We start from the raw sequence: 25,558 nt of genomic DNA, 5'->3' as shown, positions 1-25,558 counted from the left end.
AATTATTCAGCCGCGCGCTTTTTGCGCGGCTTTTTGGCCAGGGTAATGGTTTTCACCTCACTTTCCACCCAGCCATCCTGCAGACGGGTTTTCAGCAATTCACCCACCTGTGCCTGTTTGGTGGTTTTCAGCAGTTCGCCGCGTGGCGTTTGCGTCACGCTGTAGCCACGCGCCAGCGTTGCCAGCGGGCTGACCGCCTCAAGCTGGCTGCAGGCCACGCCAAAGCGCTGACGCCAGGCGTTAAGCTGCCGCTCCAGTGCCTGCTGCAAACGGTATTCCTGCTGCTGCACGCGTTGCTGATAGCGATGAATGCGTGCCTGTGGCTGCATCTGCGCCAAGCGCTGTTGCGCCCGTTCGCTGCGGCGTGAAGAGACCCGCAGCTGGTTCTGCATGCCATCTTCCAATCGACGCTGCAGTTTGAACAACAGCGTCTGCTGACGCGCCAGGCGCAGGTGCGGATGCTGTTGCTGCAAACGGTGGTTGATACGGGTGAACTGCTGCTGGCGCTGTGCCAGGTAGTAATCCATCGCCATTTCCATCCGCTGCTGCTGGGACTGCAACTGGCGCAGCAGCTCCAGCTGATTGCGGCTGACCAGTTCGGCGGCGGCTGAAGGGGTTGGCGCACGCAAATCAGCGACAAAATCGGCAATGGTGACGTCGGTTTCATGGCCGACGGCGCTGACGATCGGAATGCGGCTGGCGAAAATTGCCCGCGCCACGCGTTCGTCATTAAAACTCCACAGATCTTCCAGCGAACCGCCACCACGGCCGACGATCAGCACGTCACACTCGTCGCGGCGGTTAGCCGTTTCGATGGCACGCACAATCTGCAATGGCGCTTCTGCGCCCTGCACCGAAGTAGGGTAAATAATGATAGGCAGTGAAGGATCACGCCGTTGCAGCACCTGCAACACATCGTGCAGCGCCGCACCGCTGGCGGAGGTAATGACCCCGACGCGTTTGGCCGGGCTGGGCAAGGGTTGCTTGAACTGTTGGTCGAACAGGCCTTCGGCGCTCAGGCGCTGTTTCAACTGGTCGAACTGCTGTTGCAACAGGCCGTCACCGGCAGGCTGCATGCTTTCGGCAATCAGTTGGTAGTCGCCGCGCGGTTCATACAGCGTAATGCTGGCACGAACCAGGACCTGTTGACCATTCTGCGGACGGAAAGTGGTGCGGCGGTTAGTGTTGCGGAACATCGCGCAACGCACCTGCGCACGATCGTCTTTCAGCGTGAAATACCAGTGGCCGGAAGAGGGTTGAGAGAAGTTGGAAATCTCTGCGGAGAGCCAAATCTGGCCCATTTCCATTTCCAGCAGCTGTCGAACCGTCTGATTCAGGCGGCTTACGGTAAAAATAGACGGCGAAACAGGTAGCGACATGTGACCCAGATCAAATTTCAAAACAAGCACTTAATTGGTCGATACTACATGGCTGAAAAAGGTAATCAAGAGTTTTTGTGCGAAAGTACTGGAGGCAACCGATTACGCTCTGTATAATGCCGCGGCAATATTTTATCTTTTTCACAGCCCACTCTGGTGAGATATTGCCCATGCTACGCATCGCAAAAGAAGCACTGACATTCGACGACGTTCTCCTGGTTCCAGCTCACTCTACGGTTCTGCCTAATACCGCTGAGCTCGGCACCCAATTGACCAAAACCATCCACCTGAATATCCCTATGCTGTCCGCAGCCATGGACACCGTTACCGAAGCCAATCTGGCTATCGCGCTGGCGCAGGAAGGCGGTTTAGGCTTCATCCACAAAAACATGTCCATCGAGCGTCAGGCTGAAGAAGTCCGCCGCGTGAAAAAACATGAAAGCGGCGTGGTCACCGATCCACAGGCCGTGACTCCGACCACCACCCTGAAAGAAGTGAAAGAACTGACGGCGCGTAACGGCTTTGCCGGTTACCCGGTAGTGACCGAAGAAAACGAACTGGTCGGCATCATTACCGGCCGTGACGTACGCTTCGTCACCGATCTGAACCAGCCTGTTACCGCCGTGATGACGCCGAAAGAGCGCCTGGTTACGGTGAAAGAAGGTGAAGCGCGTGAAGTCGTGCTGCAGAAAATGCACGAAAAACGCGTTGAGAAAGCGCTGGTGGTAGACGACCAGTTCCATCTGCTGGGCATGATCACCGTCAAAGACTTCCAAAAAGCGGAACGCAAGCCAAACGCCTGTAAAGACGAGCATGGCCGTCTGCGCGTTGGTGCTGCGGTTGGCGCCGGTGCAGGTAACGAAGAGCGCGTTGATGCGCTGGTCGCTGCCGGCGTTGACGTCCTGCTGATTGACTCCTCCCACGGCCATTCCGAAGGCGTATTACAGCGCATTCGTGAAACCCGCGCCAAATACCCGGATCTGCAGATCGTTGGCGGCAACGTCGCGACCGCTTCAGGCGCCAAAGCGCTGGCTGATGCCGGTGTTAGCGCGGTGAAAGTGGGTATCGGCCCTGGCTCCATCTGTACCACTCGTATCGTTACCGGCGTTGGCGTACCGCAGATCACCGCTATCGCCGACGCGGTTGAAGCGCTGGAAGGCACCGGTATTCCGGTTATCGCCGACGGCGGCATCCGTTTCTCCGGTGACATCGCCAAAGCCATCGCGGCTGGTGCATCCTGTGTGATGGTCGGCTCCATGCTGGCGGGTACCGAAGAATCTCCGGGCGAAATCGAGCTGTATCAGGGCCGTTCGTTCAAATCCTATCGCGGTATGGGTTCACTGGGCGCGATGTCCAAAGGCTCTTCCGACCGTTACTTCCAGACCGATAACGCCGCCGACAAACTGGTGCCGGAAGGTATCGAAGGCCGCGTGGCTTACAAAGGCATGCTGAAAGCCATTGTTCACCAGCAAATGGGCGGTCTGCGCTCTTGCATGGGCCTGACCGGCTGCGGCACCATCGACGAGCTGCGCACCAAGGCTGAATTTGTGCGCATCAGCGGCGCCGGCATTCAGGAAAGCCACGTGCACGATGTGACCATCACCAAAGAGTCACCGAACTACCGCATGGGTTAATGCTTTAACTTCTCCTGCGGGAGAAGCCGGGGTGGGGCGTAACGCTTCACCCCGAAAACACTATTTTCGCTCTTTTTCTCTGTTGCTGGAATTCGCCTCACATGACAAAAAATATCCATAAGCATCGCATCCTGATTCTGGACTTTGGTTCGCAATACACTCAACTGGTAGCACGCCGCGTGCGCGAAATCGGCGTTTACTGTGAGCTGTGGGCCTGGGACGTTAGCGAAGAGCAAATCCGCGAATTCAATCCAAGCGGCATCATCCTGTCCGGCGGCCCGGAAAGCACCACCGAAGCCAACAGCCCGCGCGCGCCAGAATACGTGTTCACCGCCGGTGTCCCGGTGCTGGGCGTATGCTACGGCATGCAGACCATGGCGATGCAGTTGGGTGGCCAGGTAGAAGGTTCCAACGAGCGTGAGTTCGGTTATGCCCAGGTGGAAATCACCACCGAAAGCGCATTGGTGCGCGACATCGAAGACGCCCTGAGCCCGGCCGGCAAACCGCTGCTGGACGTGTGGATGAGCCACGGCGACAAAGTGACCGCTATCCCGGCTGACTTCGTGACCGTTGCCAGCACCGATACCTGCCCGTTTGCCATTATGGCCAACGAAGAAAAACGCTTCTACGGCGTGCAGTTCCACCCGGAAGTAACCCACACCCGTCAGGGCCAGCGTATGCTGGAGCGTTTCGTGCTGGATATCTGCCAGTGTGAAGCCCTGTGGACCCCGGCGACCATCATTGAAGATGCGGTAGAACGTATTCGTCAGCAGGTAGGTGAAGATCACGTAATCCTCGGCCTGTCCGGCGGCGTGGATTCTTCCGTTACCGCCATGTTGCTGCACCGTGCCATCGGTAAACGCCTGACCTGCGTGTTTGTCGACAACGGCCTGCTGCGCCTGAACGAAGCCGAACAGGTTCTGGAAATGTTTGGTGACCACTTCGGCCTGAACATCGTTCACGTGGCGGCAGAAGATCGCTTCCTGAGCGCCCTGGCCGGTGTTGACGAGCCGGAAGCCAAGCGCAAAATCATTGGTCGCGTGTTCGTTGAGCTGTTCGACGAAGAAGCCTGCAAGCAATCTGAAGTTAAATGGCTGGCGCAGGGCACCATCTACCCGGACGTGATCGAATCCGCCGCTTCTGCCACCGGCAAAGCGCACGTGATCAAGTCGCACCACAACGTGGGTGGCCTGCCGAAAGAGATGAAGCTGGGCCTGGTCGAGCCGCTGAAAGAGCTGTTCAAAGACGAAGTGCGTAAAATTGGCCTGGAACTGGGCCTGCCGTACGACATGCTGTTCCGCCACCCGTTCCCGGGGCCAGGTCTGGGTGTGCGCGTGCTGGGCGAAGTGAAGAAAGAGTATTGCGACCTGCTGCGCCGCGCCGATGCCATCTTCATTGAAGAACTGCACAAGGCCGATCTGTACAACAAGGTCAGCCAAGCATTCACCGTGTTCCTGCCGGTACGTTCCGTTGGCGTGATGGGCGATGGCCGTAAATACGACTGGGTTGTTTCACTGCGCGCAGTGGAAACCATCGACTTTATGACCGCGCATTGGGCGCACCTGCCGTATGATTTCCTCGGCCGCGTATCCAACCGCATCATCAACGAAGTGAACGGTATTTCCCGCGTAGTTTATGACATCAGCGGCAAGCCACCGGCTACCATTGAGTGGGAATGATTTAGTGGCCGGTCTAGGCCGGCACTAAATAACAGCCATCACATCTAATCCCGCGTAACTGCGGGATTTTTTATGAAGTAAAAGAATTTTATGGAATTACCTGGCGTAGGTTCACAACGCATCTAAACCACAGTACTTTATATCTTTGCATCAGTGACTGGTTTGAAGGAGATTCGATGACGACATTGCCAACACGAATACCGTTACCTGAAGAGCTTTACGCGTCATTAAGGCCGCTGAGATTAGACGATGTTGATGCGTGGTCGGCGTATTTGAGTAAATCTGGCGTGATTGAACATACCAGTTGGGGGGATGTCGGCCCGACCAACCTCGAAAAGTTGATTGCTGACTATGCCGAAGGCAAAGACTCTCTTCGTTGGGCCATTGTGGATCAGAGTGACGGTTTGCTCGGTACGGTTGGGTTGAACGAAATATCCCGCGATCATGGCCGGGCGGAAATTGCCTACGATCTTGACCCGAGCCACTGTGGCCGTGGCTTGGCGACTGAGGCGGCGAGTGCCGTTATTCATTGGGCGCACACCGTTCTGGGCCTTCAGCGTGTTCAGGCTACGGTTCTTGATAGCAATATATTGTCCATTGCCGTCCTGGAGCGAGTGGGCATGCAGCGCGAAGGTTTAATCAGGCAATACCGCCGCGTGCGCGGGCAGGCCCGAGATTATTGGATGTACGCGGCCATTAATCGCGCAGGGAATTGAGGTTGCCAACCTCAATTTTCATCCTGTTGGCTTTGCTCATCATATTTTTTCTGGCAGTCCTGAATCGTCTCCATATTCCCCAGCGTCCAATTAAACAGGATTGCAAACGGCTCCTGTAATGATTGGCCGAGTGGGGTCAGTGAATACTCGACGCCCAGTACCCGCCCATCCAGAACCCTGCGTTTCACCATGCCGTTGCGCTCAAGTTTACGCAGTGTCTGAGTCAGTACGCGCTGAGTGACGCCGCCAAGGCGGCGCTTAATCGCGTTGAAACGCCGTGGCTCGCGAAGCACTTCCAGCACCATCATCGACCATTTATCTGCGATCTGGTCGAGAATGATTCGGCTTGGGCAGTCGGCCCGGTAGATAGGATCTGTCTCGTTCATAGGTATTCTCCAGCATCCCTGGGATGTTTAAAGTGCGTAATTGACCCTAGGTATGCGAAGTATACCATGCGGTGAACAGCACCCAAACCCGCTGCCACTTTATTCCCCACCACCCAGGAAATTGACATGACAGATACAGATTTCGGCAGGCTGAGTATTTCCCATGACCATAGTGTATCGACGATCACGATCGACAATCCTCCGGTCAACGTGCTTGATGTGTCTTTGATGTCGGAGATCAGCCGCTTTCTTGTTGCTGTTCGTGACGATCCGGACACGCGAGTGTTGGTATTCCAGAGCGCAAATCCCGAGTTTTTTATTGCTCATGTCGACATGACCTTAATCGATGAGCCGCACGCTTTCGATGAGCTTGCACGCCATGCTCCAGAAGGCCTTAATCCGTTCCAGGCATTCGGCGAGCTTCTGCGGGAGCAGCCGCAGGTCACGATCGTCAAGCTTGCCGGGCTGGCACGCGGCGGTGGTGCCGAGTTTGTTGCGGCGGCCGACATGGCGTTTGCCGCCGAGGGGTTGGCGGGGCTTGCCCAGTGTGAGGCCTTGATGGGCATCACGCCCGGCGGTGGCGCTACCCAGTATCTGACCAGCCGGATGACGCGCGGTCGTGCGCTTGAAGTGATCCTGGGTGCCGAGCTGATCGACGCCGCTACGGCGGAACGTTACGGATGGATCAATCGTGCATTACCTGCTGCCGAACTCGATGATTTCGTCGATCGGTTGGCTCGCAACATCGCGGCATTGCCCGAGGGCGTTATTGCTGCTGCCAAACAGGCGATGCCTGCACCAGATCTGCGGGAAGGCTTTTATCGTGAGCACGATGCCTGGGCAGGGCTGTTCGCACGGCCCGCAGCAGAAAAACTCATTCGGGGCGGATTGAAGGCAGGTGCTCAAACCCGGATTGGCGAGCGCAACCTTGAGGGCCTGCTGCGCGGCCTCGAGATCTAAAGGAATGCCACTCCTGAAATCGGACCCATGCGGAAACGGAATTCCGGCATGGGTTCACCGGTATAAAGCCGACCGGCTAACTGGCGGCTGCCCATTGCGACAGCAATGCATAGAGTTTCGCGGGTTCCAGCGGTTTTCGCAGTACCAGATAACCTTCCTGCTCGGCCTCTTGCAAAGTGGGTGAGTTAAATTCCCCGCTGACCATGGCACCGCTGGTATCCGGCAGGCGTTCAAACAGCGCTTTCAATATATCGAACCCGCTCTCGCCAGAGCGGAGCCGTTGATCGCACAGCACGGCAAAAGGGCTGAAGCCTTCATCGATAATCGCAAATGCCTCCTCTGCACAGGCCGCACAGCGTACGGTGAGGCCCCAGGTGCTCATCAAACTCGACCAGGCGGAAGTCACCAGTGGGTCATCGTCCACCACAAGGCAGGAACCGTACAGCGGCGCATAGCGGATGGGAGTGAGGCTATTTGAGTAACTGTTTGCGCTTTCTGGTAGCTCGCATTCGCCGTTGTAAAGGGCAAAGCGCATCCAGAAACGGGAACCCTTGCCTTCAACGGATTGCATGCCGTATTTCACCTTCATCAGTTTGGCGCAGCGTGCCACTACCGCCAGCCCTAATCCATGGCCGGCACTATCGATTTTCCACGCCAGCTCAGGGCGATAATAGGGGGAAAAAACTTTGCCTTTCTCTTCGTCGGCGATGCCAACGCCGGTGTCCCAAACTTCAATTAAGCATTCTGCTCCCTGAGGGCGGATGGCTATCAGCACGCCTCCTTTTTGCGTATAACGCAGTGCATTTTGTATCAGGTTAATCAGTGATTGCCTGATGAGTAGCTGATCGCCCATCACATAAATTCGGCGCTTGGGCCGCCATGCCCGTAATGATAATGCCCGGCTGTTCGCCTCTTCGCGAAACAGGGTCATCACCGAGTCGAGCAGCATTCCAATGTCCACATGGGTCGTTGCCGTGCTGACGTTGCCGGATTCAATCTTGCTGAGATCGAGTAAGGAATTAAACATAAGATGCACGGATCTTACGCTTTGCTGCAGATCCAATAGCTGGGGGATGAGCGTGACATCGCGGTTTTTATGGATAATGGCTTCGATCAAAAAACCCATGGCGTGCACCGGTTGACGCAAATCATGACTGGCGGTAGTAAGAAATTGGTTTTTATCCAATAACGCCTGCTCTGCTTCCTCTTTGGCCTGCCTGAATTGCTCCGCAAGACGGGAGCTTTCCTCTTCGAGGCGGGCTTGCTGGATAAAGAATTTATGGGAGCTTAATGCGTGGCGGTAGATGGCGAACCCATAAAGCAGGTTAAGCATCAGCACAATAAGCATGACATCGTTTAATCGCCAGATGATGCCAATATTCAGTATGCTCCAGCAGGAAAAGAAAAACAGGGTAAAGGTGCTAATTATTGGCGTTAAATGTGTTGCGTTGGCCGCAACGATAGCCGCGATACTGATGTTCAATAATAAGAAAAAGTCAAAATTGTTTATTTGTGGCGTGATTATATATAACGAAGAAATACCCAGCCCATGAACGAAGGCAACTTTATTGATATGGGGTAGCCAGCGGCGAAGAATAACGTCCGCATCTTTTTTTATTGTTTCTTTCTTATAGCTGCGATGCCATAACCTGATGGCGACGGCGCAGAACAAATATAAAACTATCCAGAGGGTAATCGGCCATAGGTTTTCACCCAGTAAATAAATCCAAATAGCGAAAGGAATACCAACAAAGGGCACTGCGCTGAAGCTAAATACCAGGCGTATAAATGTATTGTCCAGCAGACGGATTTGCGCACGGGGAGAAATACCATCATCTTGTAAAGATTGAAGTAACTTCATTGTAATGGCCCCGATCTGCCGTGGAGCAGGGTGATCGCCTCTACCCGACTATTCACCCCTATTTTTTTCAGAATATTACTGATGTGCTCTTTAACTGTGGGTTCTGAAATTGAAAGTTGCGAGGCTATTCTTTTATTAGGAAAACCACGCAACATCATGGCAAGCACTTCAACCTGTCGCGGCGTTAGATTTAAATGTTGCAAATGGTTTTGGACGGGCGTTACACCCGTCGCATTATCCTGAGGAAACCATAGTCGATTGTCTGTGAGTGTGGCTACGGCTTTGGCGAATAATTCAGGAGATTCATTTTTAAGCACGAAACCGTGACCACCGGCTGCTCGAACCTTTTGCCATATTTCATTGTTGTCGTCGCCACTGACCACCAATAAGCGAATTTGTGAATAACGTTCATTCATCTCTTTGAGGAATTTAAGCGCCGTGCCATTGGATAGCCAAAAATCTATAACCATTAAACGAGGAGGGCCATTTAGCATAATGTGGCGATAGCAATGATCTTCGTTGGTCGCCATGTGGACATGTTTAAATCGACAATGCGTATTAAGAAAATTGGCGATGCCACTTGCCACCAAAGGATGGTCATCAACGACCAGTGCATACTCCTGTCCCAAAGCTAGCTCCTTCGTATAAACGTATCGGATGGTTCCGGTAATCTCTTATTATCCACCCTCCCTACTTTAGGAGGGTTTTTTCGTTTAGGAAAGAGAAATATATTATGCGGGGATTTGGATAAGATAAAACATAGAGCCATTCAGCGTTTGGATCTGTTTGGTTGAAAAGGATAATTTATGAAGAAACCATTTATCGCTCTGGCCGTTACTTTACTGGTCGCCGGTTGTTCAACGTTGAAAACCGATCAGGCAATACCTTTGCTGCAGGCGGAAACGGCTAAAATGCTGGGTCTGGGCTCATCAGACGAAATTACCGTGACCAATGTTAACGGCGCCCAGCCCGACGCACTCGGTGGACAAAAACTCACTTACCGCGCCACCACTGAAAAAGGGCGAATTTTCGACTGCTCTTCGATGATGATGCCAGGGTTTTTAGGATCTGCGCCATCGCTGACCGCCCCGAGCTGTACCCCGGTTGTCACGCATAAATAATCTCCTGTGGGCGTGAGCCGTGGGGAAAAATCAGTATTGACCCGCAAGCCCAATAAGTTTGGCATCGAGGCGTTAGCGCTGGGGGGCAATAAGCTTGCGTCTCGATGGCAATCAGTTTGTGTTTGCGGCATTACGCACTCTACACCCTCTAATACATTGAATTTTTCATATAAATAATAATTTTGATGGCTCTAAGTTAATTAGGCCGGAGAGAAAACATGAAAGATAAAATATCGCATCATTTAGCGGTAAGAAAACCGCTTTCCAAAATTTACCTCGCACTTTTCTCCGCGCCATTGCTATTGATGGGGTCTGCCGATATGGCTCGGGCCGACGATGTCATATTCGATGGTGAATCCAAAGTGACAGAACCGTTAGCCTACAGCGGGAATGTTTACGTCGGTCGCAATCAAAGTGGAAACCTGTTGATAGATAATGGCCAGGTCGGCGGCTATAACATCAATATCGGCACCCGCTCAGACGGCAAAATTTATGAAAGCCTGGTCACGGTCAGAGGACCTAATGCGGTATTGAGTGCCGTAAACGATCAAAATGTTCTGCGTGGCAGTTTAAACCTCGGCCAGGGGACATTGCGGGTTGAAGATGGCGGGCTGGCCAGTGCGAAAGAAATTATCGTCGGCACTACCGGGGGTTACGACAGCCATTTGAATGTTAAAGGTGCCGGTTCCAAAGTTACCAGCGACAGGCTTGGCATCGGTTTCGGACAGGGCGCGCGTTCCACCCTGCTGATTGAAGATGGCGGGGTGGTGACAACCACGGCCGCCGCCAGAATAGACAGCGGATTCAAGCCTGATGAGGCCGACAAGCTGAACCCCAAAGCCACGGTGACGGGTAAAAACTCGCAGTGGAACATCAGCCAAACGCTCACGGCCAACGGCGATGTGGACGTGCTCAATGGCGGCGTGGTTAACGTCGGCAGCGCGGAAATTGCCGGCGTTTCTGGCTCGCGCAAAACTGCCGAGCTTTATATCGCTGGTGAAGGCTCGCGCTTTACCAGTGCCGGCAGCGTCAACGTGGGAGATTATGGCAACGGCGTGCTGTCGGTGGTGGACGGCGGAACATTCTCCGCCGGGGCTAACGAGCTGCGGTTGGGCGATACCGGTTCCGGTTCGAACAGGGGCGCGCTAATCATCGGCAGCCGCGGCAATATGGATACCGGCACCGGCCTGACCGAACCCACGCTCGGTGCGGCGGGCGGCGCGGGTACGCTCGATGCCCAAACGGTGGTCAATCTGCGCGGTGGGTTGTTCGGCAGCTATGTGTACTTTAACCATACCTCCGACAACTATGATTTCCGCAATAAGATGGTTGGCGAAGGTGAGGTGATCAACACCGCCGGGCAGACGACGCTGAGCGGGGATCTTACCCAGCTTAAGGCGAACGTAACCGCCCGTGGCGGTAAAATCATCATTAACAGCGATATCAATACGCAGCCAGAAGACAGTCCTTTCGACGTGCAGACCCTGAGTGCCGAGAATGGCGGTACGTTGATTCTTAATGCAACAGCCGGTTCTGACGTCAGCAATGGTCTGGGTTACAGCAGTGCTGCGTCAATTAAATCCGGCGGCACGCTGGGCGGCAATGGCACTTTAGGTCAGACAGAAATTCAGTCCGGTGGTCACATTTCCCCTGGCGACGGGAATATTGGCACTCTGACGCTGAAACGCTATCTGAACTTCATTGGTGAATCTTTCTACGACGTTGATATCGCCGGTGATGGCAGTAGTGACAAACTGCTGGTTACGGGGAAAACCACTATCAGCGATCAAGCGAAGGTGCAGGTGACTGCGCTGGACCCGCAAACCAGCTATCAGACCGGCCAAAGCTATCGTATTTTAACCTCGGAAGGGGGAATTGACGGGCAGTTCGCCGAAGCGGTCTCAAAATCTGCGTTCCTGGATGTTGCGCTCAAACACGAGGCTAACGCCGTGGATTTGACGATTGCGCAGAAAGGCGGCGGTGAAAATCCGGGGGGTGAGAACCCAGGCGGCGAGAACCCAGGCGGTGAAAATCCGGGAGGCGAAAACCCTGGCGGCGAGAATCCGGGGGGGGAAAACCCAGGCGGTGAGGGGCCGGGAGAAGGCAGCGGCAAGCCAGGTATTTTCCAGACGGTGGCACAAACCGACAACCAATGGAATACCGCGGGTGCGCTCTCGACTCTGGCGCAAGGTGGCCCTTCATTGGCCCTGTACAACTCACTGTTGTTATTGAGTGCACCCGAAGCTCGTGAGGCATTCAATCAACTTTCTGGTGAGGTCTATCCCTCCATGCAATCTAACCTGATTGCCGGCAGCACCATGCTGTTCAATGTGCTCAATCAGCGCATGTTGCGCGCTTTTGATAACGATACGTTGCCCATTCCGCCATTGGCGATGACGCTGGTTCAACCGGCGCAGGCCGAAAACAGTGGCGTGTGGGGGCAGACGTTTGGCTCATGGGCAAGAAACAGCGGTAACGACAACGTTGGAAAACTCGATGGCAACACCAGCGGTTTCCTGCTGGGGGCAGACCATAAATTAGCGGATAGCAGTGTTCGCGTTGGTGGATATTTTGGTTATAGCCGCGGTGATTATGATATCGATAGCCGCAGCTCCAAGTCCGACAGCGATAATTATCACCTCGGTCTGTATGCCGCAGGGCAGCAAGGCGCTTTCTCGTTACGTGGCGCGTTGGGTTACACCTGGCACCGGCTGGAAAATGAGCGCAACGTTAACTTCGGTAATTACTCGGATCGGCTTAAGGCAGACTATGATGCCGACTCGCTGCTGGCGTTCACCGAAGCGGGCTACCGTTTTGGGCCGTCGGACGCGAACCTTGAGCCATTCGTCAATCTGAGCTACATCCGTCTGCATACGGATAACTTCGAGGAAAGTGGCGGTGCCGCAGCGCTTAGCGTGCGTAATGAAACGATGAATACCTTCTATTCCACGTTGGGCGTGCGCGGTACGGTTGAACTGCCGCAGAACGTCAGTCTTTACGGCTCACTGGGTTGGCAGCATGCCTACGGCGATAAAACCACCTCTTCGCGTATGGCCTTTGCCGGCAGCGATGCGTTTACCACGCAGGGCACCGCGGTTGATGACAACCTGATGGTGGCGGACGTCGGGGTGAGCGTGAAGCTGTCGCGATCCACTAGCCTGGATCTCGGCTATCAGGGGCAATACGGTTCCGATACCCAGGTTAATGCCGTTAATGCCAACATCCGATGGTCATTCTGATTTCTTGATAAATTCGGTTTTGTTATAACGGGGTATCGTTGGGTAACAGATTATCGTTGCCTGGCGGTATCTCGTCTCTCTGTGGCAGGTCTGGGTCCTCAGACGAAGAGTGCTCAAGCAGATTAAATAACTCGGTTCGTTCATCCTCGGTCAAGTCCCGCCATTCGCCCAGTGCTAACCCTTCCAGACTGATGTTCATAATGCGCACGCGCTCAAGTTTGGTGACTTGATAGCCAAAGTATTTACACATACGGCGGATTTGGCGGTTAAGCCCCTGCACCAGCGTAATGCGAAACACCTGCGCAGTTTCCTGCGCCACCTGGCATTTATGGGTCACCTTGCCCAATATCGGCACGCCCGCTCCCATGCCCTGAATAAACTCATCGGTCAGCGGTTTGTCGACGGTGACCAGGTACTCTTTTTGGTGATTGTTGCCGGCGCGCAGGATCTTATTGACCAGTTCACCGCGGTTGGTCAGAAAAATCAGCCCCTGAGAGTCTTTATCCAGGCGGCCGACGGGGAAGGTGCGCTGGCTGTGGTTAACGAAATCACCGATGTTGTTCGGCACGTGTTTACCCATGCTGGTGATGATGCCCACGGGTTTATTCAGCGCGATCAGCACCAAATCTGCATCATTACGCGGCTCTATCCGTTGCCCGTTAACATTCACAACATCCCCAATAAATACCGGCGCACCCACCTCGGCCAGGTTATCGTTGATAAAAACCTTACCCAGTTTGATATAGCGATCGGCCTGACGGCGGGAACAGATACCGCTGTCGCTAATGTATTTATTCAGGCGAATGGATGATTGAGTTGGCATGGTGTCCCCGTAAAACGCGGACTATACATTACCCGGGGGGCATTGCGAAGATTGCTTAAAATTGCACATCGTCAAAGGCCTGTTTTTCATGGCAGTATAGTGCTCCAAATAACGGGCGCTCTGCCATTAAACGAGGCTGACTCATTGAATAAAATAGCACTTTCGTTCTCACTGACCCTGCTGCTTGCCGCATCCGTGATGCCTGCACAGGCGAAGCAAAACTCATCCCTCAAGTCACCGGCATCAGGCGTGTTGTGCGACCGTTATGTCTGTGCGAATGGTACCGATGGCATTTCCCGCCCATTGACCGAAAAGTATCTCGGCAAGAAAGTCGCTAGCAAACTGTCTTCGCAAGGTGAGTTCGACCCGACCGAATTCACCTTTGCCAATGGCATTTTCTGCGATGTCAAAGAGCGACTGTGCCGCGAGGATCGCTACTACGGCGAAGGCGGTAAACGCACCGGCGCCGTTTCCAAGAAATACACCGAGCTGCTTTTCGGCCACTAAACTGCCAGAGCCTGGCAGTTGCACGAGCTAACTTAAGGAGTGAGTTGCAATGATAAAATCTACGGCCAAGGTGATGTTGTTAGTGATTTTTTCGTTATCACTGACGGCTTGCACTGGAACTGGCAGTGAGAAGACCGCTCGAACGCCATCAAATTCAGTAACCGACCCGCAGGAACCACAAACCGATTTTGCCAGGGTTAAATTTGACGTTGATGCAGATGGGCGTGTCCAGAACATTCGCATTCTTGAGTCTCATCCCAGCGGTATTTTTGACAATGAGATGAGGTTGGCAATGCAGAAGTGGCGTTATGAAAGCGGTAAACCTACGAAAGATCTCATTGTTAATATCCGTTTTAAAAAAGAGAGACCGGCAGTAGCAGTAGATGAATCATTTTAGTTTTCTCTGCACGGCTATCGATGACACTCATGAGTTTTACGTCGATGGGGTAACCTCGATATATATCGCGCACAGGATGTCCTGAATGGCTTGGTTATTAAACTGCAGATAAGGGGGATTAGGGTGAATGCTTTTGTGCATCGGTCAGGTTATCTTCCCCGGGTCGTAAGGTGGCGCCAGACTGTTAAGAAGCAGCTTGGCGTTCGGAATATATTGCTCAGTTGGTTGACGTCAGTGGTGTCCACATTCGGCCGACCAGACATGCTGCAAAGCGGCCTTGATTACCGTGATCATCGAGGTACTGAGTTAGCAAAGCAACATGTTAATATCTGTCCTATATTTAATGATGACCGCTGATGAGCGGCCTTATATAAACTGATCATTTTTAATCAATGGATCATCACATGAGACAACATACGTTTGCCGCCATCCTATTGCTGTGCGTGACGCCTGCGCTGGCGCTGGGTGCAGAACCGACCCCCAAAGCGATCAGCAAAACCGCCCCTGTTTATCCTGAACAGGCCCTGTTGAACAAAACCGATGGCGTCGTCAAAGTGAAGTACGATATAGAGCATAACGGCACGGTAAGCCACGTGCGTATTTTGCAGGCTAAGCCCGTCGGTGTATTTGACCAATCAGTGCTGACAGCCATGAAGACATGGCGCTTTGAAAGCGTTCAGCCGGTGAAGAACCGGGAGTTTACGTTTAATTTCACCACCAAACCGCACAACACGATCTATGGCAATGGTATTCCGTTTCGCTAGTCGCCAGCTAAACACGAATGATGACAAGCAAGAAAAATGAAAAAGACCTTATGACCAGGGATGCGCTAATGACCAAAGAGTATTATTGGAAAAGTCAGATTTGGGGAGTGGTCTGTTTTTTTACTGCACTCTATTACCTGTATTCCTTTCAGGACAACGTGGATGTCACACACTATCTGATCATCGCCATCCTGAGTTTCTTGCTGTATCCCTATGCCAAAAAAGGCATTGAAACGTTCGCCTTGCGATTCACAAGTAGTGCATTTTGGCACCGTGGGTTATTCGCCGATACCATTGGTAAAAATGGCGCACTGGTCGTGTATTATGCCTTCTGTTTTGTCATGGCATTGCCGATAGGCATCATTTATCTGTTTGCCCTGTTCATGGACAATAAAAAGGCCGTGTAAACGGCCTTTGTACGTTAAATACCTATCGCTTTGTTGACCTTCTCCATGAGCTTTTCATCTACCAGTACGCTGACCAAGGTCATTATGATGGCAAACCCGAAAAGGCCCAACGGTGTGCCAAGAATAATGCTGTAGGCAAACGCCGTCAGTGCAGTCGCCGACATACCTGCGCCGATGGTCTCTAATTTCACGAAGAACGCCCTAAAGTTTTGCGTTCTGATCGCCTTCGGTAACTCGACGATGAAGACATCGTAGAAATCGATGGCCTTGCCCGTGTAATTGAACGCCTTGCTAAACTTGGCGAGGTTCTGTGCAATATGCTCACGGCGAACCGATTCGAGCGCCTTGGCGACCGCCTCACGATCGGCGACACTGAATTTCTTGTTCAACGAGTCCTTAGACTTTTCAAATGCCTTCAGTGCTTCATCCGCATTTTTGAGGGTTTTACCCTTGGCCGCATCGGCCAATTCTTTTGCCACCTTGGCGGACTGCTCACCAAATTTCTCAGTCAGTTCCTTGTAAAAGTCAGCCGTCGTCTTAATGGCGTCTTTCACCGCATCTTCCTCTTTTTTCTTGGCTTCTGCGGCTTCCCGTGCCTGCCGCTCTGCTCGCAGCGCATTAAGCCGGTTTTCTGCCTCCACTTTTTCTCGCTGAGCCTGTTCAATCCGTTGTTGTGCCGAGCTTGCTACATTCTTTGCCGATTCAATAGCAGCCTTTTGCGCATTGACTTTGTTGCCAGCATCCTCAGCATCACCTCGAGTTTTCGCCTGAGAAGTCTTACCGCCTCGTTTCGATATTGCAATAAGTCGGTCCCATTCTGCAACTAGCACTGGAAGCTGCTTTTCAAACTCAGCGGCACGGCTCTCTGCGCCTGATTTCTCTATATTTGCTGTGTTGATTCGCTGCTGAGCTTCATTAACCTTACGCTGTTGTAACTGCTCATTATTCTGAGCATCCAATTCGGCTTGTTTACGTTTAGCTTCTTCCTCTGCGCGCCGTTTGGTTTCAGCTTCTGCCGCCTTACGTTTTGCCTCTTCCGCGGCTTTACGTTTGGCTTCCTCTTCTGCTTTACGTTTAGCTTCTTTTTGTGCAATATCTTGCTGCTCTTTTTTCCATTGTTGGTACGCATTGGTAAGGGAAGGAACAGTAATATTGGTTTTTCTGTATCCGGTACGGTCATTTCCTTTACCGCCTCCGTTGATCTCATATTTTTGCGTAATTTCGGTCATGACATTGTTGTTATCAAGCCAAAATCCAGGTGGTATTTCACCTCGCCGAACCGCCGTATAGATATTTAGTGGAACGGAATACTCGGCAACCGGGTTTTTACCAGAATAGCGTCCATCCGTGACGCTGGCGTTATTGCCAAAATTCTTTCCGGTCGGTGGGTTTGCGTCCAGTATTGAATTCAGTACGCGGGTCGCGCCGCCCGCACCATCATCCACTAACGATGAATTCTCATAATTCATGACGATACCATTCATCGTGGCCTGGCCCTGGGCATTGATAACCACCTTGCCATATTTGCTGATATTTACATCACCGGGCTTCATTTCAAACCAACTGGTACTTCCGGTACTACCACTGCTGTTATCGTGGCCGCCCGCATTACCACTGGGCCCTGTTGGGCCAGGGCGATCACCCGTTACCGTCATGCTGTCCTCATTGCTCGGGGCAAGGAACTTAAACTTAGTGTTTGCATTAAAAAACATGTGCTACCTCCGTAATTTAATCTGTACGTATGTACAGTGGTTGCAACTTATAGGCAATGTATTCCTGTGACAATACAATGATAGGTATTCTCATTTGTGCAATGTCTGGTACAACATTCATTGAGGATGACGAGTTACTAATGAAAAGTGACCTGTGCCAGCCTGATCCGGAGCTGATGGGCGGGAAATAAACAATGATATGATTATTTAATAATATGCACGTAAATATATCTAATATTAAAATACAAAATTATTAATTTATAATATTTGATATTGTTTATGATGTTATACACAACTATGAATTGTAATATAATTTTAAAGAACAGCCTCTGTGTGGCCGCTTTGAACAATTCCATGGCCGTGACGAGTTTTTGGCGGCGTCGCGGCAGGAAACGCCCGTGATCGTTATCGCGCCAGTGGACTGAGATTGATGAAGGCAGCGATCATCTTGTTGAATACGATATATAGAAAGAGCTATTGGGCACTGAGGTGAAAGGGTATCCAGATTAGTGAACAAAGGGTTTCTCACCTGTCGCCGCTAGGTTGGGAATATTTCAATCTGACAGGGGATTATGTTTGGCGTAATAACGTTAGGTTGGGGTCTGGTAAATATCGGTCATTACGCGCGGTTGATGTCAGTGTGTACAAAAAAGAGGCTTGGCGTGGGATATTTTCCGTTTTCCAAGCGGACCCCTAGTCACAGGATTTCATTCATCACCGACCTTCACCACCAAAGTATTCAGCGGCGTAAGAACCTGCCCGGTGCTGCTGGTCGGCGTCATGCGCGGGATCGGTTGGCGGGTGTCGCTTTCTACCAGCGTTGATTTCGCCTCTTGCGCGTCAAACAGATAATCCTCCCCCCACTGGCGCAGGCCGACGATAACCGGGAACAGGGCGCGCCCCTTGTCGGTGAGAATATATTCCTGATAGGCACTGCCGTCCGAAGCGGGGGCAATCTCCAAAATGCCGTGCGCCACCAGGGTACGTAGCCGGGTGGAGAGGATATTCTTCGCCATCCCCAGTCCCTTTTGAAACTCACTGAAGCGGCGCACGCCGTCGAAGGCATCGCGCACAATCAGCAGCGACCACCAGTCACCAATCACATCCAGCGTACGTGCCACCGGGCACTGTGCATCTTCCAGACTTTTACGTTTCATGGCTTTCCATTCCTGTAGCGATATCTGGTTGCATTATAAAACCTCTGTGCGTAAAGTTCATTGAGTTTAATAATGAAACCACATTGGAGCGAACGATGAGTGATAAAACGCTGGATCCGATTTGTGCCGCGCAGGGCGGAGCGCTGAGTCGCCTGCCTGCGTCGCTGGTGTTATTGCTGGCGGGAGCCAGTGCCTTTAGCGTGGCGAATGTGTATTACGCACAACCTTTACTGGACGCCATTGCTCAGGATTTTCATATCAGCCTGGCGTCGGTGGGCATGGTGATCACCGTCACGCAGTTAGGCTGCGCATTGGCATTGTTGCTGGTGGTGCCGTTGGGCGATCGGGTTAATCGTCACCGGCTGTTGGCGGTTCAGCAACTGCTGCTGATCACCGCACTTTGTGTGGTCGGTTGGGCGAACAGCAGCCTGCTATTACTGGTCGGCATGCTGCTGGTGGGGTTACTGGGTACCGCTATGACCCAGGGGTTGGTCGCCTTCGCCGCCACCTTGGCAGCGCCGCATGAGCGGGGACGGGTAGTGGGTGCCGCGCAAGGCGGGGTAGTTCTCGGGTTGTTATTGGCGCGCACGCTTTCCGGCGCAATGGCGGATATCGGCGGCTGGCGCGCGGTTTACTTTTTCTCTGCGGCGGTAACCCTGCTCCTGTTGCCGGTGCTTGCGCGTCTGTTGCCCGTCCCGCACACAGCGCCTTCAACACTCAGTTATCCGGCGCTGTTGCGATCAATGCTGACGTTGCTGTGGCGCGATCGCACGCTGCAGATCCGCGGCATGCTGGCGCTGCTGATGTTTGCGGCATTCAGCATTTTCTGGAGTGCCCTGGTTCTGCCACTCAGTCAGGCGCCGTTTAATTTTTCACATTCGGTGATTGGTGCCTTTGGTCTGGTGGGGGCGGTGGGTGCGCTGGCGGCGGTTCGTGCCGGACATCTGGCCGATCGCGGTCTGGGGCAGTTGGCAACCGGTATCTGTCTGTTGCTGTTGGTGCTGGCCTGGTTGCCGCTCGGCCTGCTGAGTTACGGGCTGGGATGGCTGATTATGGGCATTGTACTGCTCGATCTGGCCGGACAGGCCATTCACGTGTTGAATCAGAGTCTGATTTTCAGCGCTCATCCGCAGGCTCATAGCCGGTTAGTCGGCTGCTACATGCTGTTCTACGCGGTGGGTAGCGGGCTGGGTGCCTTTGCCAGTACCCACGTATTCGCTCTGGCGGGCTGGTACGGCGTGTGTTGGCTGGGGGCGAGCGTCAGCCTGGCGGCCTTGTTGTTCTGGGGGCTGACGCTGCGTGCCATGCCAGCCTCAAATGCGGCGCATTAGCGGCATCCTTTCGGTTCTGGGACAGGAGTCACATATAAAATTCAGTACCCCCATTGTTTGTCATAATTCACCGCGATACTGTTATGCAATCTGGTTTAAACCAACAAAGTGAGCTATGGAAAACAACTCTACCGTTGAACTGGCCAAGCAAAGGCTTAATGACTGGCTGAGTCAGGGCGCGATAGCCCCTGGCGACAAGCTTCCTTCGGAGCGAGAGCTGGGGGAATTGCTGAACATTAAACGCATGACGCTGCGTCAGGCGCTGCTGTTCCTGGAAAGTGAGTCGAGGATATTCCGTAAGGATCGTCGGGGTTGGTTTGCAGCATTGCCACGCTTTAACTACAACCCCAATTCGTCTACCAGCTTCAAACAGGCGGCCATTGAGCAGGGCCGTTCTCCCTCCTGGGGCTATATGACCAAGGAGCGGGTTTTGACGGCACCGGCGGCCATTTGCGATTTACTGCAGCTTAGTGAAGGGGCGGAGATCTACAAAATCTGTGGCTGGGGAGCGCTGGATAATCACATCGTGTTTTATCACGAAACCTTTATCAGTCCGCGGGTGGCACCCGACTTCATCGAACGCCTGGGTGAGAACTCGTTTGCCGATGTATGGGAAAACGCCTACGGAACCGCGACTCGCACCCATCATTTGGCTTTTAAACCGACCCGATTGTCCGGTGATGCCTGCAAGGTGATGGGCGGCAACGCCAGCACGCCGTCGATTCTGGTAGAGAAGCATCGTGCCGATGCCCAGCGCCGTATCGTGCAGGTGGATATCGAATACTGGCGCTTCGAGTCGGTGGATTTTTTCATTAACTTATAGGTGAACACCATGGATCGCTTAACGGCGGAGAAAGTTCTTCTGCGGGCGCAGAATTTGCCGCTTTATCTGCATGCCTACGCCTTTCATCTCAATATGCGCATGGAGAAAATCCTGCCTGAGGATCTGCTGACCATTGCTCATCAGCAGCAACTGCGCGGCGTGAAAGTGCATGTATTGGATGGGGAAAGTCAGGCGCTTTGCCACGCCGATGATGCCCGCCTTCGCAACTTTGGTGAGCAGGCACAGAGCTATGGGTTGGATATCCATATCGAAACCAGCGCTTCCGACTCGCAGACCATCGATCAGGCGGTGAACATTGCCCTTAAATCCGGTGCCAGTTCGGTGCGCTTCTATCCGCGCTATCAGGGGGCATTGCAGCAAGTGTTGGCGCGTATTGCCGAAGATATTCAGTACATCAAGCAGCGTTATCAGCACAGCGGTCTGAGCTTTACTTTGGAGCAGCACGAGGATCTTAAAAGTCATGAACTGGTTAGCCTGGTTCGGGCGGCAGATTTCCCGCAGCTTTCCCTGTTATTTGATTTCGCCAACATGATCAACGCCAATGAAGAGCCGCTGACGGCATTGGCGGTAATGGCTGAAGATATCACCCAGGTACATATCAAGGACGCACTGATCGTGCGTGAAGATCAGGGAATGGGGCACCGGGCCTGTATTTCCGGGCAGGGGGATTTGCCCTTCCGGGAATTGTTGCTGGGGCTAATTTGCCTGGGCGAAGAACGGCCGCAGGTTACCGCTTATGGGCTGGAGGAAGAAGTGGATTATTACGCGCCGCCATTTCGTTTTAACGGAGAGGGCGATAACCCGCATATTCCATGGCGGGAGATGAGTGAAACCGCGTTACCGGAACATGGGCTGGAGGAACGGCTTAAAAAAGAGGTTCAGGATGCATTAAATCAAATTCACCATGTTCGCACCATTACTGACAGTTTGATAAAGCAAGCCCGGGAGCTGCTAACCCCGGCATAATATAATAAATAAATTTATAAATAACACATTCTCAATGATGTGGAGAGACACTCGTCCCGTCACTGAGGTAACAACACCGCTTATTATTTAATGGCTGTGAGGGGATTATGCTGACTAAAAAAAGATGGGCACTATTTAGCTTGTTGGTCTTATGTGGCGGGACAATATATAAATTACCCTCCCTTAAGGATGCGTTTTATGTGCCGATGCAAGAATACTTTCACCTGAGTAACGGGGAAATTGGTAACGCCATGTCGGTCAACTCGATTGTGACCACCATTGGCTTCTTCTTGTCGATTTATTTCTCCGACCGTCTGCCGCGCCGCTTTACCATGTCGTTTTCACTGATTGCCACCGGCTTGCTTGGTATTTATCTGTCCAGCATGCCGGGTTACTGGGGCATTCTGTTTGTCTGGGCGTTGTTTGGGGTCACCTGTGACATGCTGAACTGGCCGGTACTGCTCAAATCGGTGAGTATGCTGGGGGATAATACCCAGCAGGGGCGGCTGTTCGGCTTTTTCGAAACCGGTCGTGGCGTGGTGGATACCGTGGTGGCGTTTTCCGCACTGGCGTTGTTTACCGCTTTTGGCAGCGGCTACCTTGGCTTCAAGGTTGGGATACTGTTTTATTCAGCGATCGCCATTATCGTCGGGATTATTATTCTGTTAGTGATGAAGGAAAGCCCGGAGGAGAAAACACCATCGAAAAGCGCATTGCCGGTTGATAAAAAACCGGGCATGAGCAGCGTATTAAAAAATAAAACGGTCTGGCTGATTGCCTTCAGCGTTTTCTGTGTTTATGCGGTGTATTGTGGGCTGACGTTCTTTATTCCTTTCCTGAGCCATGTCTATGCATTACCGATTGCACTGGTTGGGGCCTATGGGATCATTAATCAGTATTGCCTAAAAATGGTGGGTGGACCTATTGGCGGGTTGATTGCGGACAAAGTATTAAAATCCCCCAGCAAATATTTATTCTACACCTTTATTATCAGCGCCATTGCGCTGGCATTATTGATCCTATTGCCGCATGAGCAAATGCCGGTCTATCTGGGCATGGCCTGTACGCTGGGATTTGGTGCGGTGGTCTTTACCCAACGTGCAGTGTTCTTCGCACCGATCGGTGAGGCGGGGATTGATGAGGAACACACCGGTGCGGCGATGGCGCTAGGCAGTTTTATCGGTTACGCCCCGGCGATGTTTTGCTTCAGCCTGTACGGCCATATTCTCGATGCCTTCCCCGGACTAACCGGCTACAAGATTGTCTTCGGCCTGATGGGCATGTTTGCCTGCGCCGGGATCATCGTGTCAGGGTTGTTGGTTAGAAATATCCGCGCACGCGGCAAATTGACCCCGGCGGTTTCTGCCGCCTGATTTGAGGACTATGGATGGGCACGGTACAGCATGCCGTGCCCTTACTTGGTCGGCGAGTGCATCAGGTAATAGTCTTCCGCGCCGTCATTGCCGGTGGCGATCGTCCGCCAGCCGTGTTTATGGTAAAACGCCAGCGCCTTCTCATTCTTGACCAGACATTTCAGCGAGCCGGTGGCGGTAAACGTCTGCTCCGCTGCCTGCAACAGCGCGCTGCCGACGCCCAGGGGCGGCAGGTGAGGGTCGACATACAGATTGTGAATAAAGTTATCCTGACGATAAATCGAGACAAACCCCAGTCGCTTTCCCCTTTCTTCCGCCACCCAAATATCCTCGCCCAGTGTCGAACGATCGAAATCTTCCAGTCGGTAATCTTCGGTATCACGCCAGGGGAACGCTGCTTTGCGCGATGCCAGATACAGGGTGCGCAGGAACGGACGGTCGGCTTCCTGGTATTTTCTTATTTGCATGGCGTCTCCTTTTTATTTTTTGACACTATAGCGCGATTGACCTCACCGGCGGCAACCCCAATAATGGCCGTCTTGACTCGGGGTGCCTCTAGGGGCTGAGATTTTACCCGTATTACCTGATCTGGATTATGCCAGCGTAGGGAAGTCTCGGTGCCCCCACCGGTACCCGCCTTCTTGAACGCCGGTTGGGAGGAATATGTTCACTCGACCTGATGCTTTACCCGGCGCTCACGCCGCGGCTTGTTTGACCCAATTTAAACGCCAATCCCCCTTGATTCATTGCCTGACCAACGAAGTGGTGCAGGAACTGACGGCTAACGTGTTGCTGGCGCTCGGCGCTTCCCCTGCGATGGTGGTGGAACCGACCGAAGCGGCACAGTTCAGCCGGCTGGCGGATGCTTTGCTGGTCAATATTGGCACCCTCAATGCCTCGCGGGCCGAATCCATGCTGGCAGCGGTAGAGGCCGCCAATGCGGCGGGCACCCCCTGGACGCTGGATCCGGTCGCCGTCGGCGGGCTGGTGTATCGCACTGCATTTGCCCAGCGTTTGCTGGGGGAAAAGCCGGCGGCGATCCGCGGCAATGCCTCTGAGATCATGGCGCTGAGTGGCTTGCAGGCGAACGGTCGCGGCGTCGACAGCGCTGACGATTCACTGGCGGCGTTACCGGCGGCGCGTGAACTGGCGCGGCTCAGCGGGGCGATAGTGGCAGTGACCGGCGTGGTGGATTACATCACCGATGGCCAGCGTGACTGGGCGGTCGCCGGAGGGGACGTGCTGATGACGCGAGTGGTGGGCACCGGTTGTGCGCTTTCGGCCGTGGTGGCGGCATTCTGCAGCCTGCCGGGCGATCGGCTGGACAACGTAGCCACCGCCTGCCGGGTGATGTCACTTTGCGGTGAGCGGGCGACGCGTGGCGCGGCTGGGCCGGGCAGTTTCACCCCGGCGTTTCTCGATGCTCTTTACCAACTGCGTCCGGAGGATCTGCAATGAAACGGATTAACGCGTTGACCATCGCCGGGACCGATCCGAGCGGTGGGGCCGGTATCCAGGCCGACCTGAAAGCCTTCTCCGCGCTAGGGGCCTATGGCGCCTCCGTGATCACCGCGCTGGTGGCACAAAACACCCGCGGCGTGCAGTCGGTGTATAACATCGAGCCGGCTTTTGTCGCCGCTCAACTTGATTCCGTGTTCAGCGATCTGCGTATCGACAGCACCAAGATTGGCATGCTGGCCAACGCCGACATTGTGCAGGCGGTGGCGGAGCGTTTACGTCACTATCAGCCGTCGTTTGTGGTGCTGGATACGGTGATGCTGGCGAAAAGCGGTGATCCTTTGCTGGCACCGGAGGCGGTGGAGTCGATTCGCCGCGAACTGTTGCCGCTGGTGTCGATCATCACGCCGAACCTGCCGGAAGCTGCGGCCCTGCTGGAATGTGCCCCGGCGGAAAACGAAAGCCAGATGCGTGAACAGGGGCGGGCACTGTTGGCGATGGGCTGCCAGGCGGTACTGATGAAGGGCGGCCATCTCAGCGAAAGTGAAAGCCCGGACTGGCTGTTCAGTGTGGGGCAGGAGCAACGCTTTACTGCACCCCGCGTAGCGACCCGCCATACGCACGGCACCGGCTGCACGCTGTCTGCTGCATTGGCCGCGCTGCGTCCGCGCCACGACGACTGGGCAGGTACGGTCGCTGCCGCCAAGGATTATCTGCAAAAAGCCTTGCAGCAGGCCGATACGCTGGAAGTGGGGCACGGCATCGGGCCGGTGCATCATTTTCACGCCTGGTGGTGAGTCAACTTTTTAGCCGTGCTGTGGTCTGACTAGATTCAGGCCCGGTT

24 protein-coding genes, 1 pseudogene and 1 riboswitch are annotated in these 25,558 nt (G+C 53.5%); of the genes and pseudogenes, 17 read left to right on the top strand and 8 right to left on the bottom strand.

Annotated elements, in window-relative coordinates:
• Nucleotides 1-2: 2 nt before the first annotated feature.
• Nucleotides 3-1,379, bottom strand: a complete 1,377-nt coding sequence (xseA, locus tag ACSOSI_RS19220; RefSeq protein WP_261096588.1) for an exodeoxyribonuclease VII large subunit — start codon at nucleotides 1,377-1,379, stop codon at nucleotides 3-5.
• A 170-nt stretch (nucleotides 1,380-1,549) separates the two neighbouring features.
• Here xseA and guaB point away from each other — a divergent pair, with 170 nt between their 5' ends.
• The 3 genes from guaB (at nucleotide 1,550) to ACSOSI_RS19205 (ending at nucleotide 5,408) form a co-directional block, all read left to right on the top strand.
• Complete coding sequence (gene guaB, locus ACSOSI_RS19215; protein ID WP_012146304.1) at nucleotides 1,550-3,013, top strand: IMP dehydrogenase; 1,464 nt, start codon at nucleotides 1,550-1,552, stop codon at nucleotides 3,011-3,013.
• Nucleotides 3,014-3,114: 101 nt separating this feature from the next.
• A complete protein-coding gene (guaA, locus tag ACSOSI_RS19210) occupies nucleotides 3,115-4,692 on the top strand; it encodes a glutamine-hydrolyzing GMP synthase (RefSeq protein ID WP_012146303.1) in 1,578 nt (525 codons plus the stop codon).
• 176 nt (nucleotides 4,693-4,868) lie between these two features.
• Nucleotides 4,869-5,408, top strand: a complete 540-nt coding sequence (locus ACSOSI_RS19205) for a GNAT family N-acetyltransferase (protein ID WP_476705965.1) — start codon at nucleotides 4,869-4,871, stop codon at nucleotides 5,406-5,408.
• Between the two features lie 11 nt (nucleotides 5,409-5,419).
• On the opposite strand, the gene ACSOSI_RS19200 is transcribed toward ACSOSI_RS19205, so the two are convergent.
• The gene (locus ACSOSI_RS19200; protein ID WP_476705964.1) at nucleotides 5,420-5,794 is read right to left on the bottom strand and encodes a winged helix-turn-helix transcriptional regulator; all 375 of its coding nucleotides are present in this window, start codon (nucleotides 5,792-5,794) and stop codon (nucleotides 5,420-5,422) included.
• 126 nt (nucleotides 5,795-5,920) lie between these two features.
• On the opposite strand from ACSOSI_RS19200, the gene ACSOSI_RS19195 reads away from it, so the two are divergent.
• Complete coding sequence (locus tag ACSOSI_RS19195; RefSeq protein WP_476705963.1) at nucleotides 5,921-6,754, top strand: enoyl-CoA hydratase/isomerase family protein; 834 nt, start codon at nucleotides 5,921-5,923, stop codon at nucleotides 6,752-6,754.
• A 76-nt stretch (nucleotides 6,755-6,830) separates the two neighbouring features.
• Here ACSOSI_RS19195 and ACSOSI_RS19190 read toward each other — a convergent pair whose 3' ends face one another.
• Together ACSOSI_RS19190 and ACSOSI_RS19185 are read right to left on the bottom strand one after the other, a co-directional pair.
• A complete protein-coding gene (locus tag ACSOSI_RS19190; protein WP_476705962.1) occupies nucleotides 6,831-8,615 on the bottom strand; it encodes a hybrid sensor histidine kinase/response regulator in 1,785 nt (594 codons plus the stop codon).
• Nucleotides 8,612-9,244: a response regulator transcription factor gene (locus ACSOSI_RS19185; RefSeq protein ID WP_261131447.1), complete on the bottom strand. Its 633-nt coding sequence runs from the start codon at nucleotides 9,242-9,244 to the stop codon at nucleotides 8,612-8,614. The genes ACSOSI_RS19190 and ACSOSI_RS19185 overlap by 4 nt, the downstream gene beginning before the upstream one ends.
• Nucleotides 9,245-9,421: 177 nt before the next feature.
• On the opposite strand from ACSOSI_RS19185, the gene ACSOSI_RS19180 reads away from it, so the two are divergent.
• Together ACSOSI_RS19180 and ACSOSI_RS19175 are read left to right on the top strand one after the other, a co-directional pair.
• A complete protein-coding gene (locus tag ACSOSI_RS19180; RefSeq protein WP_012146296.1) occupies nucleotides 9,422-9,736 on the top strand; it encodes a lipoprotein in 315 nt (104 codons plus the stop codon).
• A gap of 218 nt (nucleotides 9,737-9,954) precedes the next feature.
• On the top strand, nucleotides 9,955-12,975 hold the full coding sequence (locus tag ACSOSI_RS19175) for an autotransporter outer membrane beta-barrel domain-containing protein (RefSeq protein WP_476705961.1): 3,021 nt from the start codon (nucleotides 9,955-9,957) through the stop codon (nucleotides 12,973-12,975).
• Nucleotides 12,976-12,997: 22 nt separating this feature from the next.
• Here ACSOSI_RS19175 and rluF read toward each other — a convergent pair whose 3' ends face one another.
• Nucleotides 12,998-13,798, bottom strand: a complete 801-nt coding sequence (gene rluF / locus ACSOSI_RS19170; protein ID WP_476705960.1) for a 23S rRNA pseudouridine(2604) synthase RluF — start codon at nucleotides 13,796-13,798, stop codon at nucleotides 12,998-13,000.
• A gap of 198 nt (nucleotides 13,799-13,996) precedes the next feature.
• On the opposite strand from rluF, the gene ACSOSI_RS19165 reads away from it, so the two are divergent.
• The 4 genes from ACSOSI_RS19165 (at nucleotide 13,997) to ACSOSI_RS19150 (ending at nucleotide 15,873) form a co-directional block, all read left to right on the top strand.
• Nucleotides 13,997-14,305, top strand: coding sequence for a YcgJ family protein (locus ACSOSI_RS19165; RefSeq protein WP_454889964.1), 309 nt, complete (start codon nucleotides 13,997-13,999; stop codon nucleotides 14,303-14,305).
• Between the two features lie 49 nt (nucleotides 14,306-14,354).
• Nucleotides 14,355-14,702 carry a TonB family protein gene (locus ACSOSI_RS19160; RefSeq protein WP_476705959.1) on the top strand — a complete coding sequence of 116 codons (348 nt, stop codon included), beginning with the start codon at nucleotides 14,355-14,357 and terminating at the stop codon, nucleotides 14,700-14,702.
• A 404-nt stretch (nucleotides 14,703-15,106) separates the two neighbouring features.
• On the top strand, nucleotides 15,107-15,466 hold the full coding sequence (locus tag ACSOSI_RS19155) for a TonB family protein (RefSeq protein WP_476705958.1): 360 nt from the start codon (nucleotides 15,107-15,109) through the stop codon (nucleotides 15,464-15,466).
• Between the two features lie 17 nt (nucleotides 15,467-15,483).
• Nucleotides 15,484-15,873: a colicin E1 family microcin immunity protein gene (locus tag ACSOSI_RS19150; protein WP_476705957.1), complete on the top strand. Its 390-nt coding sequence runs from the start codon at nucleotides 15,484-15,486 to the stop codon at nucleotides 15,871-15,873.
• 14 nt (nucleotides 15,874-15,887) lie between these two features.
• Here ACSOSI_RS19150 and ACSOSI_RS19145 read toward each other — a convergent pair whose 3' ends face one another.
• The gene (locus tag ACSOSI_RS19145; RefSeq protein WP_476705956.1) at nucleotides 15,888-17,585 is read right to left on the bottom strand and encodes a colicin-like pore-forming protein; all 1,698 of its coding nucleotides are present in this window, start codon (nucleotides 17,583-17,585) and stop codon (nucleotides 15,888-15,890) included.
• Between the two features lie 388 nt (nucleotides 17,586-17,973).
• Here ACSOSI_RS19145 and ACSOSI_RS19140 point away from each other — a divergent pair.
• Nucleotides 17,974-18,282, top strand: a pseudogene (locus ACSOSI_RS19140) (Tn3 family transposase); the annotation flags it as partial.
• Between the two features lie 10 nt (nucleotides 18,283-18,292).
• Here ACSOSI_RS19140 and ACSOSI_RS19135 read toward each other — a convergent pair.
• Nucleotides 18,293-18,742, bottom strand: coding sequence for a winged helix-turn-helix transcriptional regulator (locus ACSOSI_RS19135; RefSeq protein WP_476705955.1), 450 nt, complete (start codon nucleotides 18,740-18,742; stop codon nucleotides 18,293-18,295).
• Between the two features lie 95 nt (nucleotides 18,743-18,837).
• Between ACSOSI_RS19135 and ACSOSI_RS19130 the strand changes: the two genes are divergently transcribed.
• The 4 genes from ACSOSI_RS19130 (at nucleotide 18,838) to ACSOSI_RS19115 (ending at nucleotide 23,256) form a co-directional block, all read left to right on the top strand.
• Nucleotides 18,838-20,073 (top strand): MFS transporter, encoded by a 1,236-nt coding sequence (locus tag ACSOSI_RS19130; protein ID WP_218217426.1) that lies wholly within the window; start codon nucleotides 18,838-18,840, stop codon nucleotides 20,071-20,073.
• A 115-nt stretch (nucleotides 20,074-20,188) separates the two neighbouring features.
• A complete protein-coding gene (locus ACSOSI_RS19125; protein WP_017893664.1) occupies nucleotides 20,189-20,896 on the top strand; it encodes a UTRA domain-containing protein in 708 nt (235 codons plus the stop codon).
• Nucleotides 20,897-20,905: 9 nt separating this feature from the next.
• Nucleotides 20,906-21,883 carry a sugar phosphate isomerase/epimerase family protein gene (locus tag ACSOSI_RS19120; RefSeq protein ID WP_476705954.1) on the top strand — a complete coding sequence of 326 codons (978 nt, stop codon included), beginning with the start codon at nucleotides 20,906-20,908 and terminating at the stop codon, nucleotides 21,881-21,883.
• 107 nt (nucleotides 21,884-21,990) lie between these two features.
• Nucleotides 21,991-23,256 carry an MFS transporter gene (locus ACSOSI_RS19115; protein WP_112348643.1) on the top strand — a complete coding sequence of 422 codons (1,266 nt, stop codon included), beginning with the start codon at nucleotides 21,991-21,993 and terminating at the stop codon, nucleotides 23,254-23,256.
• A 41-nt stretch (nucleotides 23,257-23,297) separates the two neighbouring features.
• On the opposite strand, the gene ACSOSI_RS19110 is transcribed toward ACSOSI_RS19115, so the two are convergent.
• On the bottom strand, nucleotides 23,298-23,723 hold the full coding sequence (locus ACSOSI_RS19110) for a GNAT family N-acetyltransferase (RefSeq protein WP_261429595.1): 426 nt from the start codon (nucleotides 23,721-23,723) through the stop codon (nucleotides 23,298-23,300).
• Nucleotides 23,724-23,791: 68 nt separating this feature from the next.
• Nucleotides 23,792-23,883: riboswitch (TPP riboswitch) on the top strand.
• 36 nt (nucleotides 23,884-23,919) lie between these two features.
• Here ACSOSI_RS19110 and thiM point away from each other — a divergent pair.
• On the top strand, nucleotides 23,920-24,714 hold the full coding sequence (thiM, locus tag ACSOSI_RS19105; protein WP_261429597.1) for a hydroxyethylthiazole kinase: 795 nt from the start codon (nucleotides 23,920-23,922) through the stop codon (nucleotides 24,712-24,714).
• Nucleotides 24,711-25,511, top strand: coding sequence for a bifunctional hydroxymethylpyrimidine kinase/phosphomethylpyrimidine kinase (thiD, locus tag ACSOSI_RS19100; protein ID WP_099062633.1), 801 nt, complete (start codon nucleotides 24,711-24,713; stop codon nucleotides 25,509-25,511). Before thiM ends, thiD begins: the two co-directional genes overlap by 4 nt.
• Nucleotides 25,512-25,558: the final 47 nt, after the last annotated feature.

The sequence above is a fragment of the Serratia sp. AR11 genome, assembly GCF_056376275.1.
The sequence above is the reverse complement of the archived record's forward strand: the minus strand, read 5'-3'. Positions and strand labels throughout refer to the sequence as shown.